The organism is Staphylococcus sp. MSU001 (assembly GCF_052976705.1).
In genome coordinates this window covers 96,201-111,418 of sequence record NZ_JBRIKK010000002.1, presented here as the reverse complement: position 1 = coordinate 111,418, position 15,218 = coordinate 96,201, and the positions used below count along the sequence as shown (strand labels likewise).

The 15,218-nt window shown below is 32.3% G+C and carries 13 protein-coding genes and 1 tRNA gene; 3 read left to right on the top strand and 11 right to left on the bottom strand.

Annotated elements, in window-relative coordinates:
• Positions 1-35 precede the first annotated feature (35 nt).
• A complete protein-coding gene (locus ACVBFA_RS01725) occupies positions 36-1,211 on the bottom strand; it encodes an MFS transporter (protein ID WP_126122191.1) in 1,176 nt (391 codons plus the stop codon).
• Positions 1,212-1,801: 590 nt separating this feature from the next.
• Here ACVBFA_RS01725 and ACVBFA_RS01720 point away from each other — a divergent pair.
• A tRNA-Thr gene (locus ACVBFA_RS01720) sits at positions 1,802-1,891 on the top strand.
• A gap of 272 nt (positions 1,892-2,163) precedes the next feature.
• Here the strand turns inward: ACVBFA_RS01720 and gehC are convergent.
• Positions 2,164-4,230 (bottom strand): YSIRK domain-containing triacylglycerol lipase GehC, encoded by a 2,067-nt coding sequence (gene gehC / locus ACVBFA_RS01715; RefSeq protein WP_002458063.1) that lies wholly within the window; start codon positions 4,228-4,230, stop codon positions 2,164-2,166.
• 406 nt (positions 4,231-4,636) lie between these two features.
• On the opposite strand from gehC, the gene ACVBFA_RS01710 reads away from it, so the two are divergent.
• Positions 4,637-5,422 carry an arylamine N-acetyltransferase family protein gene (locus ACVBFA_RS01710; protein ID WP_002501255.1) on the top strand — a complete coding sequence of 262 codons (786 nt, stop codon included), beginning with the start codon at positions 4,637-4,639 and terminating at the stop codon, positions 5,420-5,422.
• Positions 5,423-5,530: 108 nt separating this feature from the next.
• Here the strand turns inward: ACVBFA_RS01710 and hisIE are convergent, their stop codons facing one another.
• From hisIE to ACVBFA_RS01665, 9 genes are all read right to left on the bottom strand, one after another.
• On the bottom strand, positions 5,531-6,166 hold the full coding sequence (gene hisIE / locus ACVBFA_RS01705) for a bifunctional phosphoribosyl-AMP cyclohydrolase/phosphoribosyl-ATP diphosphatase HisIE (RefSeq protein ID WP_002496014.1): 636 nt from the start codon (positions 6,164-6,166) through the stop codon (positions 5,531-5,533).
• Positions 6,163-6,921: an imidazole glycerol phosphate synthase subunit HisF gene (hisF, locus tag ACVBFA_RS01700; RefSeq protein WP_002490899.1), complete on the bottom strand. Its 759-nt coding sequence runs from the start codon at positions 6,919-6,921 to the stop codon at positions 6,163-6,165. Before hisF ends, hisIE begins: the two co-directional genes overlap by 4 nt.
• Entirely contained in the window at positions 6,918-7,622 is a 705-nt protein-coding gene (hisA, locus tag ACVBFA_RS01695) for a 1-(5-phosphoribosyl)-5-((5-phosphoribosylamino)methylideneamino)imidazole-4-carboxamide isomerase (protein ID WP_002470280.1), read from the bottom strand. Before hisA ends, hisF begins: the two co-directional genes overlap by 4 nt.
• The gene (gene hisH / locus ACVBFA_RS01690; protein WP_126122192.1) at positions 7,615-8,193 is read right to left on the bottom strand and encodes an imidazole glycerol phosphate synthase subunit HisH; all 579 of its coding nucleotides are present in this window, start codon (positions 8,191-8,193) and stop codon (positions 7,615-7,617) included. Before hisH ends, hisA begins: the two co-directional genes overlap by 8 nt.
• A complete protein-coding gene (gene hisB / locus ACVBFA_RS01685; protein WP_002501253.1) occupies positions 8,190-8,768 on the bottom strand; it encodes an imidazoleglycerol-phosphate dehydratase HisB in 579 nt (192 codons plus the stop codon). The genes hisH and hisB overlap by 4 nt, the downstream gene beginning before the upstream one ends.
• Before the next feature lie 110 nt (positions 8,769-8,878).
• Positions 8,879-10,129, bottom strand: a complete 1,251-nt coding sequence (hisD, locus tag ACVBFA_RS01680; protein ID WP_126122193.1) for a histidinol dehydrogenase — start codon at positions 10,127-10,129, stop codon at positions 8,879-8,881.
• The gene (gene hisG, locus ACVBFA_RS01675) at positions 10,122-10,736 is read right to left on the bottom strand and encodes an ATP phosphoribosyltransferase (protein WP_002458067.1); all 615 of its coding nucleotides are present in this window, start codon (positions 10,734-10,736) and stop codon (positions 10,122-10,124) included. The genes hisD and hisG overlap by 8 nt, the downstream gene beginning before the upstream one ends.
• A 24-nt stretch (positions 10,737-10,760) precedes the next feature.
• On the bottom strand, positions 10,761-11,573 hold the full coding sequence (locus tag ACVBFA_RS01670) for an ATP phosphoribosyltransferase regulatory subunit (protein WP_002487479.1): 813 nt from the start codon (positions 11,571-11,573) through the stop codon (positions 10,761-10,763).
• Positions 11,574-11,849: 276 nt separating this feature from the next.
• The gene (locus ACVBFA_RS01665; RefSeq protein ID WP_126122194.1) at positions 11,850-12,368 is read right to left on the bottom strand and encodes a GNAT family N-acetyltransferase; all 519 of its coding nucleotides are present in this window, start codon (positions 12,366-12,368) and stop codon (positions 11,850-11,852) included.
• Between the two features lie 320 nt (positions 12,369-12,688).
• Here ACVBFA_RS01665 and lqo point away from each other — a divergent pair, with 320 nt between their 5' ends.
• The gene (gene lqo, locus ACVBFA_RS01660) at positions 12,689-14,215 is read left to right on the top strand and encodes an L-lactate dehydrogenase (quinone) (protein ID WP_255296948.1); all 1,527 of its coding nucleotides are present in this window, start codon (positions 12,689-12,691) and stop codon (positions 14,213-14,215) included.
• Positions 14,216-15,218 lie beyond the last annotated feature (1,003 nt).

Genomic DNA, 15,218 nt, shown 5'->3' with positions numbered 1-15,218 from the left:
GGTGTCGCCACACTTCTATGAGGATTTTTTAATAATCATGAATATTCATTAAATGTGACATGTTTCTTTTCATAAAGTTGATTAACAAGATTAAGAAGCATACCCAACACTATAATCCCACCAGATATCATAGTAATTTGAATGTAAGGTAATCCTACTGATAATAATATAGATCCAATAATTGCACCAAGAAAATTAGCAACATTGAAAATAGAAGCTGCTAACGTGCTTGCAAGAAGTGGTGCTTCTTTTGCACTTAAGATAATTTTGCTATTAAGTAACGGTGTTGTACCAAATGTACCAAAACCGAATAAGAAGCAAATGATTAATGCTAATATTGAATTTTGAATAACAGTAACAAATAGTATGATTGTTAAAAATAGTAAAAGAAATGTAAGGTATAAATTTTTTGTTAATTTATCTTCCGGTACATTACCAGTAATTAAATTCCCTATTACACCGCCTAAACCAAACATAAATAAACAAACAGTTAAACCTACAATTTTAAATGGAGAATAATCTCGTATCATTGGCTCCATAAATGTATAAGTAGTAAACACACCAGAGTAACCAAACACAATAATGGCAATCACAATTAAAATGTGTGGATTCTTAAACACTGTTAATTCTTTGCTAATATTTGCTTCTGCACTTAAAGAAACGTTTGGAACAAATTTAATCATTCCTATCATAGTAATGATTGCCAGCACAATCATGAATCCAAAAACAACTCTCCAATTTGCAAAGCCACCTAAAAATGATCCGAATGGTACACCTAACATTACAGCAATAGTTAAACCTGCCTGAACAAGTGCAATGGCCTGTGTTTTTTTAGCAGGAGGTGCGACTGTCGCAGCAACACTCATACACACACCGAAGAATGGCGCATGCATTGCCGCAGACATGAGTCTTGATAATAACAATACATTAAAATTCGGTGCAAGCATCCCCACTATATTACTTATTATAAAAATCGCAACTAATATTGGTAACAGACGATGGGCGTGAACTTTCAATGTAATGATTCGCATTAAAGGACCTATCAATGCAACACTAATAGCATAAACACTAATTAATAAGCCAGCACTCGAAACAGAAACCTTCATATCGTCAGCGATTTGTGTAAGTAAGCCTGTCACTACATATTCAGCCATTCCTACTGTAAATGTTCCTATCATAAATATAATGAACAACATTTTATTATCTTTCATGAGCATTTCCTCCCTTTTCTTAATATCAAAAAATCAATATGAGTGGTATATTATAAAAAATTCGTCTCAATGTGAAGAGTATGTTTTCAAATTTTCATCTTCCTCAAATATTAATCTCATAAGTTTTCATATTGTTTTCATGTAATAATATTAAGACAATTTATGATGACTTGATATAAAGCATACGTTTAAATACGTCTGATTGAATTGATTTAATTTTGATAAATAAAATTGAATATTCATGAAATAATGTCGATTTTTTGACGAACCCTCTTATAATACGTTTTCTTTTTCCTGTTTGATCATAATTAAATGATTTTTTAAATAACTCGACAGTAAATATCTTTAAATTCATTTTAATATTTGAAGGTGATTGGGTGATCTGAAATTAAAACAGTTACCTAAAAATTAATTGTAGTATGGACAATGTAGTAGTATGTGATTAATGTCGATTGAATGATAATCACAGTCCGAATTGTATATATATTTTAAGTAGCTTAATGAAGTCGATTTACATGTTTATAATGAAAAACTAATTGCTACTTTACAAAACCTTCTATATATTATATGATACTAATTGTTGAAATTTTGGAGGGATACTCAAGTCTGGTTTAAGAGGCTAATCATTCGTGATTAGTAGGAGCTTTTTGCTCGCGTTGGTTCAAATCCTTCTCCCTCCGCTATATATAAAAGAGCCTGAGGCATTTATTTGTCTCAGGCTCTTTTGCATATTGGCTATGATGATTCAATTGAACATCATAAATATCCCTTATTCAAGCTACGATATATGTAAACACTTGAATAAGGGATTTTTATCTTACTATAGTTTTACATTATGAAAATAAATTTTTTAATACTCTGTATAAAGAGCCTAATAATTGAAAGAAATCACCTGTCATTTATTTCACTCCTATCTATATAAGATTACGTTAGGTTTATACCCTATATCATTTTATTTATTTGTTGATGTTAATTGTTCACTTTGTACTAAATCATCAGCAAGACCGTGCCAGAACTGTTGTAACTCATCTCTAGTACGTTTAGTATCTGTACTGTCTTGTCCTACAAAGTCCACATGATCCCAGTCATGTTTTGTTGGAGTTACTTGCCATACACCTTTTTGATTTTTATCTGTAGCTTCAACATATTTTTGATTAAATGGATGTTGTGAAGAAATGACTGAAACAAGTCCATCATTTTCTCTCCATTCTTTCTCTTTAGCTTTTCCAATTAAGTTACCAGTAATTGTAAATGGTAAGAACATGTTAAGATCAGCTTTTTGTTTTCCTGCCAATGTTTTATGTGTTGATTCGCCCGTATAAGTTTTATATACAATATTAGGATTTAATGATGTTTTTCGGTTTAAATCTGTTGCGCCATCGCGTGTTAAATCGTGTAAACCACTATCTTCTGATTTCCACAGTTTTGAATTTTGAACACGTTTAACATATTGAATATATGATTCATTTGGTTTTTGTTTTAATCCCCAGTGTTCTAACCCAAAGTCTACACGTGAATCTTTATTACCATACATTTTACCTACGTCATATACAAGTTGGCGTACAATCGCTTCGTTACCTAATAAGTCTGACGCATGTGTACCATTATGTGGTGTACCGAGTGTTGTAATAGATGACACCATATTATCGTGGCCACCTTGGTATAATGGAGAAATTTCCCCACCATGTTGTTTTTGATATTCAACTTCTTCTGGATTACCATGTCTCAATAGCTCTTCTAATTGACGAATTGTTTGACCACCCATACTATGACCAACTAAATGTATTTTTTGACCTGGTTTCCAATCTTTATAAACACCTTCATAGGTTTTACCGTAACGCTCATGACCATATTTAGCTGCGTGTGCTGCACCATAGTCAACACGTCCGCCTTTGATGTAGTAATATAACTCAACAGCACGGTCATAGTTACTACCAAATGCACTTATACTTGCTTCATAAGCCTCATATCCATTTTCTTCTAAATCTTGGCGAATATTCATTTTATCGCCACCCCAATAATGTGTTAGTACTGATGGGTTAATATTGTCTGTAAATCCATTGAAACCATGTACTAAAATAATTGGATCATTATTTTTATATTGTTTTTGTTTTGCTGATTTATTTGTTTGATCCTCATTTTTTTCACTCACTTGTTGCTTAGACTGTTTATTAGTTGTAGCAACAGCATTACTTTCTAAATTAGCTAGGCCATCTTGAGACCCTTTATCATTTTTAGAAGATTTATCTTTATCTGTAGTTGGATTCGCTTGCTTGTCAACTTTAAGAGGTTCCTCTTTACTATTTAAATTAAATGTTTCAACTTTGTCGTCATCTTTCTTAGCAGTCACTTGTTGAGTGTCGTTATTTACTTCTTTGTTTACCTCTTCTGTTGATTGGCTATCTTTTGATTGATTTTGACCTGTTGCTCGTAGTAGATCAGTATTTTTAGATGATTGTGTATCTTGTTTACTCAAATTCTCTTTTTGAGAGTCTTTTTGTTGGGCAGTTGTATTATCGAGTTGTGAAGGTTTAGTTTTCACATCTTCATTGGACTGTGCTGCATTTGAGTGTAAAGTTTGATTGTTTTCACTAGCATGCTTTTCCAGTTCAACTTGTTCTTGTTGTGGTTTCTCTTCAGAATGATTTTGAACAAATGCTTCATTCTTTTTATTTTGTTCAACTACAGATTCAGATTTATTGTCATTTTGAGAATCTTTTTGTTGCTGAATCAAATCCTCATTTTTTGGTGTTTCGTTATGTAAGTTTTCATTTTCAGTAATAGAATTAACATTACTTTTCTCATTAACATTCTTATTTTGCGTTGATTGTTGTTCACTTAACTTTTCATTTTCATCCCCAATAGATTGTGTTGTGCTATTTTCAACAGTTCCTTTATCCTGTTGTTGCTCAGCAGCCTGAGCTGATCCTCCACCCATAAATAATAATGCTGCAATCAGAATGGATGATGCACCTACGCTAAATTTACGAATACTGTATTTATTTTGTCTTGTCTTCACAATTAGCACCTCTATCTATTTGTTTATTTTAAAATGAAATTTTTGTCGGTAATTTGTTAGATGAAAATATTAATAATCATACGTGGTATAAATCCGAAAATTTTACTAAAAATGGGTTTGATTGCTTCCATAACTATCTCCTTCCCACCAAAGGTAAGCGCTTCCATTTTTGTTCAAAAAAAATAAAAATTATAAAAATAATTTTAATAGGTCATAAAAGAATAATTCACTTATCTACTTTGGTTTGATTTGATTAATATATTACATCGATGTTCACAATTTGTCAACAATTACATGCAATTTAATTATTTATCATACTAATATTAAATCTAAAGAAATGATGGTAATCTATATATACTATAAAATAAAAAATATCGATTTATATAAAAATAAAGGATGATTAGTAATGGATATACAAAAGTTTGAATCTTATCTAAAAATTAAGCATTCATATTATTCAAACCCTTCTCTTGAAGCATTGAATTACTATGTAAGACGCTTTATGATAACTGTGCCGTTTGAAAATATTAATGTTCAAAACAAGATTCCTATCTCAATCGATATCAAAGATTTATACAATAAAATTGTTATTCAACGGCGTGGCGGATTTTGCTATGAATTAAATCATTTGTTTGCTACGTATTTAGAACATAAAGGCTTCCACGTCACTCGTGCTGCGGCAACAGTTTACACACCAAATGGTGGACGTAGTCCTGAAGGTTCGCATATGTCACTTTACGTTAATATCGAAGGAACACTTTATATTACTGATGTTGGATTTGGTGATTTACCTACAAGTATTATCGAGATAGGTTCTAAAACACAATTCATTCCAACATATGATAAAAATGGAGTTTACCGTGCTGTTTGGATTAATGACAATCAATATGCTTTACAGAAGCTTAGACAAAATAAATGGATGACACTCTATGAAGCACATTTAAAATCTCAAAGCATTAAAGACTTTGAAGATAAAATAAGCTACAATGAGCATCATCCTCATTCTATTTTTGTACGACATTTGCTTATTACACAACCACAATCGTTTGGACGTGCAACAATGACTTATCATTCTTTAACTTTAAGCAATGATAGTACTAAACATAAATATGACGTTACTACCAATAACTACAAATATTTTTTAAAAAAATATTTTAACTTAAACGTATCAATTATCCCATTTGAGCCATAAATAGGATGAATCGTCATTCACTTTCATCCTATTTTTAATAATTTATTTATAAGATTCATGGAATAAATCCCCCATATTAAATTAATTAAAATTCTAAATTATACTACTTTACCATTTTCGAACCTCTTTGCGCTCGCCTTTAAAATTATTTCTTTTTTGATGGCGATGTGCTAGTACCTGTTCTACTTCTGAAAATGGAATATCTAAACTATGTAGTAACACAAAAAGGTGATACATGACATCTGCTGTTTCATTAATAACTTCTTCACGATTATGTTTTATCGCACCTATCACAACTTCAAATGCCTCTTCACCAAATTTCTTAGATATTTTCTCGATCCCTTCCTTTAACAAATATTGAGTGTAAGAGTTAGATTGATTGTCTTTAGCACTTTGATGAATCGTTTGTGCTAAAGCTTGAATTTTAAAGCGTGATGCAAATTCACTATTAAAACAACTCAGACTTCCAGTGTGACATGTAGGACCTTGTGGCATCACTTTGATTAAGATTGTATCTTGATCACAATCTATATGAATACTCTCAACGTGTTGGAAATGACCAGAAGTTTCACCTTTAGTCCACAAACGTTGTTTAGATCTAGAGAAAAAGGTTACTTTCTTTTCTTTCAGAGTTTTTCGATAAGCTTCTTCATTCATGTATCCCAACATTAATACGCTATCCGTTTGAGCATGTTGCAAAATTACTGGTACTAATCCTTTAGAAAAGTCTATAGGTTTATTCATCTCACAAGGATACCTCCTTCACGCATTTTATCTTTAATTTCTGCCACTGTAGTTTCTTGATCATGTAAAATACTTGCCGCTAAACCTGCAGAAACATCTGTGTGTTGAAACAGTTCAACAAAATGTTGTGCATTTCCTCCACCCCCAGAGGCGATAATCGGAATATTAACTAATTGTTTAATTTTTGCTAAATGTTCAATATCAAAACCTTGTTTCATTCCATCATGATGCATGCTAGTTATAAGTAATTCCCCGGCACCTAAATGCTCTACTTCTTGTACCCAATCATATACTCTGACATCAGTTAATTTTTTACCACCGTGCGTAGTACAGAAATAATCCTTTCTGTCTTTATCATAAAAGCTATCAATAGCAATACAAATACATTGACGACCAAATTTCTCACTTGCTTGTCGAATTAATTCTGGATGTTTTAAAGCGCTTGAATTGAGTGATACTTTATCTGCTCCGTGATTTAATAGTTGTGTAATATCATCTAAATTTTGAATACCTCCTCCTACTGTTAAAGGGATAAATAATTGTTTTGCCGTTGCTTCTATCACTTCTATCATAAGATCATGTCCTGCTTCCGTCTTCGAAATATCAAGAAAGACTAGTTCATCTGCACCGGCTTCATTATAAAAAAGAGCCAAATCAACTGGATTACCGATATCTCTTAATGACTGGAACTGGATACCCTTTACGACGCGTCCATCTTTAACATCTAAACATGGAATTACTCTTTTTTTAATCAAGATAATCCCTCCCAGAATTCATCCAGATGTGCTGCTTTTCCTACAATAGCAGCATGAACATTTAACGATTCTAATCGAAACAAGTCCTCTTGATGTCTAATACCTCCTGAAGCAATCACAGGCAACGATGTATAAAGTGCGAGACGACCTGTCAAATCAAAATTAGGCCCAGAAAGTTTACCATCTTTCGAAATATCGGTATAAATCACACCACCCAAAGGTAAATGCTCAATTTTGGCAACATAATCAAATAAATTGAGTTTGGCATCCTCTTTCCATCCATTAATCTTTATTTTCTCTCCAAAAGCATCTACGGATAAGTAGAGTTTATTTGGAAATTGATGTGTCATATGTGTTAACCACTCTATATCTTGGATACCTTTTGTACCTACGATACAATAGTCTATTCCTGAATGAATATAATTTTCAATTGTTTGTTTTGAACGAATGCCGCCACCCACTTCTATAGGCTTAGTGGTCAACTTTCTTAAGGAACGGATGTAGTCGAATTCTTTTACCTCTTTTGCTTTAGCCCCAATTAAATCAACAATATGTATACGTTTCACACATTTAAATTGACTATAAAATCGGATACTGTCTTCTACAGATTTTTCCATTTTTTCTTTTGAATCATATTTGCCTTCTGTTAATCGAACACTTGTTGAATTAATCAAATCAATAGCTGGCCATAAATCAATCATTAATAAACCCTCCTTTAAGCGCTTGATTTAGAATCTCTAATCCATACGTTCCACTTTTTTCAGGATGAAACTGGATACCGATATAATTTCGGTATTGAATGACTCCCGGAATCTTTGTACCATAGTCAGCATAAGCTACTACATATTCTGACATTTCTGCTTGATATGAATGAACAAAATACACATCATTTTGCAGTAAGGGATGTGTACTCTTTAATTCATTCCACCCCAAATGAGGAATAGGATGAGATGATTGGATTGGCACTATATTTCCTGGGACAAGTTCCAATCCACTAATGTCACCTTCTGCGCTATGTTGAAAGAGTAATTGCATACCTAAACATATTCCAATTATCGGTTTATCATGTATATTTTTAAGCATATCTTTGATTCTTTTTTCTTCTATAGAATGCATCGCATCCCGAAAATGTCCAACACCTGGAAGTACGATAGCTTCAGCTTTTTGCACGTCTTTATCATTACATGTCAAAATCACATCATATCCTAAATGTTGAATCGCTCGAGTGACGTTACTTATGTTTCCTAATCCATAATCAATAATCGCAATCATTCAATTACTCCTTTAGACGATGGAATACGTCCATCTTCATTTTGTGCAAGAGAAATCTTTAATGCTCTTGCAAAAGATTTAAATATTGCCTCAATCTCATGATGGGTATTTCCACCTCTTAATAAGTCAATGTGAACGGTTAATCGCGCATTAATTACCAATGCTCTAAAAAATTCTTCAACTAGTTCAGTGTCAAAAGTTCCTACCTTTTGAGCGCTCAACTTGCTATTAAATGAGAAATAGGGACGGCCACTAATGTCCACTACTGTTCGAGCAAGCGTCTCATCCATAGGTACATATGAGCAACCATATCTTGTAAAACTTTGTTGAGTCTTAACTAATTCAAGAAGTAATTGTCCAATAACTATACCTATATCTTCAGTTATATGATGATCATCAACATACGTATCACCAATGGCCTCAATAGATAAAGTTAATCCACTATGAAAAGTAAATAGCGTTAACATATGATCCAAAAATCCTACACCAGTATTAATATGAGATTGTGTTCCGTTATTAGCCAGTGAAATATTAAGCTGAGTTTCTTCAGTGTTTCTTTTGATTTGATAGTTCATAACATACGCTCCATTTCTTCACTATTTTTTCCAGTAGAAAAAGTTGTTTTTCTGTAGCAATAGAGTAACGAACATACGCATTCATTTTTATTAACAGATATCATAATAAGCTATCCTTTTCGGCGTACGTGAATCGATTTTTCATGATTAAATAAAGATTCTATATGTGCAATGTGCTCAGCTGATTCTGCTACTTCGTTAAATGTTTTTTGTGACAAATGAATGACTGAATGTCTTGTCATAAAGTCATTCACAGAAAGTCCATTTGTAAATCTAGCTGTTTGATTAGTAGGGAGTACATGACTAGGACCTGCCACATAGTCTCCAATAACTTCAGGAGAAAAGTGTCCTAAAAAAAGTGCGCCAACATATTTAACTTTATCTATATACCTTTCAGGTGCTCGAGTTTGAATAGATGCATGTTCAGGTGCAATCGTGTTCATAATTAAACATGCTTCTTCAGTATCTTGAGCTAATATTAGATAATGATGATTAGTAATACTTTGTGATATGATATCTTGCCGTTCAACATATTGAAGCTTCTCTTGTATTATAGTGTTCAATTGATTAAGTACCTTTTCATTTTCACTAATCACATAAGTACAAGCCATTTCATCATGCTCTGCTTGTGCAAATACGTCATAAACGATTGCGTCTAAGTCAGCACTTTCGTCTATAATCAAGGCTATTTCTGTCGGTCCTGCGATTTGGTCTATGCCTACTTGACCGAATACAAACTTTTTGGCATAAGCAACATATTGATTCCCTGGGCCTACAATTTTGTCGACTTTTTTTATAGTTTCCGTGCCATAAGTTAGTGCTGCAATACTTTGTGCTCCACCGACTTGATAAACATGATGAACACCTGTAATGTAACAAGCGGCTAACACCTCTTGACATATACCGTTATTTTGAGGTGGGGTAACAACAGTAATCTCATTAACACCTGCTACTTGAGCAAGTGTTGCAGTCATTAATACCGTAGACGGATAGCTAGCCTTACCTCCCGGCACGTAAATACCTACTCGTTCGATAGGATGGTATCGTTCATAACATTCAGTTTGTTGAGATGATTCCTGTTTCACCTTAATATTTTCTTGATACACTTTAATTCTCTGATAGCTTTGCTCTAATGCATCTCGTGTTTTATTATCTAGCATGTCATATGCATTTTTTAGTTGGCTTTGCTCTAATTCAAGATTCTCAGTTTCCACTTGATCAAATTGTAAATTATAATTTTTTAAAGCTTTATCTCCCTGTAATTTAACTTCTTCACAAATTTGACTCACTATCTCGTACAAAGATTCATCTAGAGATTCAACATTATTAAATTCTTTTAAAAATTGTTGTGCGCTAAGCATAGCTAATAGACACTCCCAACTGCTTGATTAGTCTCTCTATTTCGGATGATTGTTTAAAATATGATTCTTTATTTGTAATTAACTTAGCGTTAATTTCACTGATATACTTTTTCTCAACGAGCCCGTTAGCTGTAAGCGTAGAACCAGTTTGTACAATATCTACAATAGCATCAACCATATCCACTACACATGACAATTCAACTGAACCGTTAAGGTGAATCACTTCTACATCCATACCTTCTTTATTGAAGAATTGAGTAGCTGTATGTACATAGCTCGTTGCTACTTTTTTATAGCAAGATGTTTCTGGCTTTGCCGCCAACGCAAAATGACATTTACCAAATGGCAAATCGAGTAATTTATTAATATTATATTTTTGACCATTCAGAATATCACTTCCCACAATTCCTACATCAGCAATACCTTGTTCTACATAAGTGGGAACATCGCTTCCTTTAACTAAAATCATTTCAATGTTGTCGACTGTAAGCAATAACTGTCGTTGTCTATTTAAAAGTACAGTTGCAATATCTATCTGATTAACTTGTTGTAAATATTCGATAAAACTCTCTAATAAACGACCCTTTGCTAATGCAACTCGTAACATGGCGTTCCACCTCACCTTTTATAATTAAAGTGTTAATCCTAAACCAAAACCTTCTAGTGAACCGTGATAATAACCACCTGTCAAAACGCTATGAGTAGTATTTTTAAGATGACATTTTATAAAAATACCTTTGTAATAAGATCTAGGCGCTTGTGCAGTTACGTCAAGGTGGATTTCAGTAATCCCATGATCAGTAAACCATTGTGCCCAAGATTGAATTGCCCCCATTGCAGGATGTTGCTCAGGTAAATAATGAGATAATATTTTAAGTTGGTTTAATGTGTTCTCTTTAAGAATTTGAATGATGGGATGATTGAAAGTTAGTGTTTGAATAAGCCCTGATAAATTGCGTTCTTCTATCATCTCCATAACTTCTCTAGTTTGATGATTTTTCTCTAAAAGTGCATCAATCAATTGATAGTGACCTAAAATGACAAATTGAATATCATCATGAAGTACGTTTTGAATAAAATATTGGAAATCTAAGAAATTTTGAGTGATTTTATCAAATTGTGGCTCGTAGTTCTCGATGCCGACTTGCTTTATAACTCTGTTATCTCTGATAATATCCCCTGCATAAGCTACTTTTTTAAAATGTGTTGGATAGTTCGAATAATATCTGAATAATTGATCAGTAAAATCATTTCTTAATGCATAGATAGATTTATTTTGTTGCCAAAAGCTTCTTTCATCCATTTGTTGCAAATCCTCGTGAGTCAATCGTCGCCAATCCAATTCTTCAATTAAGTTAAAATCTACAACATTATACTTTTGTTGATGAAAAAACTTTAAAAAACGTAATTCCTTTTCTTTCATTGAAATAATGGTATTGTTCATACTTACGCCACCCCTCCCTCACGCTGCATTCTTTAGTTCGATAATACACTAAAGTAAAAATGTAGTAATACACTAACATGTTACAAGTTATCTGACAAGTATTTTTCTGAAAATTCTTTCTTTTATAATGAAATATATCTAAGTCTTTAATTATCAATTTTTAATTAAAATAAAAACCTCTTGTGAAGTAAATAATACTTTACAAGAGGCATATATTATTGATCAGTATTAAATTTTTAATTATTGCTAGGTTGTAAATTCATCATGCTTATAGTTTTAGTTATTATCCAACGCTTGTACGTTAAAAAAACAACGATCTCCTTTATTAATTACATCGTCCCAGTTAGCATCATAATTATATCCGAGTCTTTGTGCTAATTTAATAGAATTTGTATTATATTGATTTGTTCGAATTATTTTTGGTGTTATAGTATCATGCTTTTCTAAATGACGAGCAATCTCCTCCATCGACTCAAAAGCTAAACCAACACCAGTATACGATGGAAAGATTCTATAATACGCATTAAGAAATTGTTGTTGATGAATTGTACGATACTCAAATCCTGCTATTCCCACTACTTCTTGATTATCTCTCATAATTAAAATGAAGTAACCAAATTGATATTCATCCCAATGCCTCATCCATCCTTTAATAAAATCTCGGGTTGCTACTTTATTCTGATGAATACCTTTAGGTGTATACTTTGTAGCTACTTTATTTGTATGCAATTGATAAAGTTCATCTGTATAACTCAAATTAGGCTTCACTAGCTTTAATCTATGTGTTTCTAACATCTACATCCCTCTTTCCAATAAATTATTCAATTGTAGATAACTTAATATTGTTTACGCACTCTTTTCACTATTGAGAAGAGTATATATTATATTTAGACTTACGTCAGTCTCACCTAAAAATTTCACCTAACATCCCATTTTGACACTATAGTTCACCTTATATTTATACTTGTTCACTAGTAAATGTGTCTAATCAATGATCATATTGTGTCCAAAATATTACAAAATGGAATAGGTAGTATTATAAATATGTATTTTTGTTATATAGCCTATCGTCTTATAATAGGAATCAGCGCAATAATTTAATTATTTTTGCACGAATTCTTAAACCAAAGAAAGGTGAGCAAAAAATGGCTAATAAAGAGTCAAAAAATGTTGTTATTATTGGCGCTGGTGTCTTAAGTACGACATTTGGTTCTATGATTAAAGAATTAGAACCTAATTGGAACATCAAACTCTATGAACGCTTAGATCGTCCAGGTATTGAAAGTTCTAACGAAAGAAACAATGCCGGTACAGGACATGCGGCGTTATGTGAATTGAACTATACAGTACAACAACCTGATGGTTCAATTGATATAGAAAAAGCCAAAGAAATCAACGAACAATTCGAGATTTCAAAACAATTCTGGGGTCACTTAGTAAAAAGTGGTAACATCAGTAACCCTAGAGATTTCATTAATCCACTTCCTCACATTAGTTTCGTAAGAGGTAAAAATAACGTTAAATTCTTAAAAAACCGTTACGAAGCAATGCGTAACTTCCCTATGTTCGATAACATCGAATATACAGAAGATATCGAAGAAATGAGAAAATGGATGCCATTAATGATGACAGGTCGTACTGGTAACGAAATCATGGCGGCTAGTAAAATCGACGAAGGTACAGATGTTAACTACGGTGAATTGACTCGTAAAATGGCAAAAAGTATTGAAAAACATCCAAATGCTGATGTTCAATACAACCACGAAGTAATTAATTTCAATCGTCGTAAAGACGGTATTTGGGAAGTTAAAGTTAAAAACCGTAATTCTGGAGACGTTGAAACTGTTCTAGCTGATTATGTATTTATCGGTGCAGGCGGTGGCGCTATTCCACTATTACAAAAAACTGGTATCCCAGAAAGTAAACATCTTGGTGGATTCCCTATCAGTGGTCAGTTCTTAATTTGTACAAACCCTGATGTCATTAATGAACATGACGTCAAAGTATATGGTAAAGAACCACCAGGCACACCTCCAATGACTGTACCACACTTAGATACACGTTATATCGATGGTGAAAGAACATTATTATTTGGACCATTTGCAAATATTGGCCCTAAATTCTTAAGAAACGGTTCTAACTTAGACTTATTCAAATCAGTTAAACCTTATAACATTACAACATTACTTGCATCTGCAGTTAAAAACTTACCTTTAATCAAATACTCTATCGACCAAGTATTAATGACTAAAGAAGGTTGTATGAACCATCTACGCACGTTCTACCCTGAAGCTCGTGACGAAGATTGGCAATTATACACTGCAGGCAAACGTGTTCAAGTTATCAAAGATACTAAAGAACACGGTAAAGGATTCATTCAATTTGGTACAGAAGTTGTTAACTCTAAAGACCACTCTGTTATCGCATTATTAGGTGAATCACCTGGAGCATCAACTTCAGTATCAGTAGCCCTAGAAGTTTTAGAGAAAAACTTTGCTGAGTATGAAAAAGATTGGACTCCAAAATTACAAAAAATGATCCCATCATATGGTAAATCTCTTATCGATGATGTTAAGTTAATGAGAGCAACTCGTAAACAAACATCTAAAGATTTAGAATTAAATTATTACGAATCTAAATAAAATACTTTCCCTTTAAAATATAAAAATGATGAAGAGAAAATAAATAAATATAAAATATTTCTCCCCTATCCTCAAAACCTTAATTAATATTAAATTAGAGTAAATAAATTTAGAAACAAAATTAACCCCTACCCCTGATACCTCCAACGAAGTCGAGCCAACTTCGTTGGAGGATTTTTTATTTTTTTCTTAGCGACTTAAGTATCTATCACAGTAGATATCTAACAAATCAGCGATACAACAAAATTTATGAATTGTCCATGTTTTAAAACTCAATGAGTTAAAATAACTATTCACACGATTCCTTCTCAATTCACTTTTTATAAACACTATTTCTATATAAAAAATAAGCTTGTCTCTCTTTTTATAAAAACAAACTCAAATATCATCTCATTATACATTTTTAAAGACGTCGTTTAACCCATGCACTCTATATATAAATATATCCATTGTACTAAAGGTTATTTAAAATTCCATGTTGCAAGTCATCATAGATACGAGAAAGCTTATGAGTTGATTTAATTTCAGAATATAATTGAACAGAATCTTCAACAATTTCATCACTCTACTATAAAAAAACACTCGTCCTAAGACGAGTGAAAATAAAAAGAGTTAGAAATAAAAGGAAACTAAACATAAAAAGAACAATATAATAGATGATGGTCAATTGATGTGTTATATGAGGTATTGAAGAATTTTCACTTTGTTTGCACTTCAAATAAAATAGACATGGACGGATGTGTCCATCTTATATTCATCCAACCATCATCTCTATATCATTCTTAAATCGTAAAAATTACGATTTAATGTCATGTTACTTTCTTCTAATAGCAATGTCAAATGAAAGTATATGTGCTTAATTATTTTTTGAGATATACGTTGTCTTACTTCAGTATTAAATGAAATATTCTTAATTTATACTTCAATAATTCTCTCTATGAGCAACCTCAAATTAACAATCACATGTTCTTTTTTATTTTAAAATAAAATTTTACAACATTTT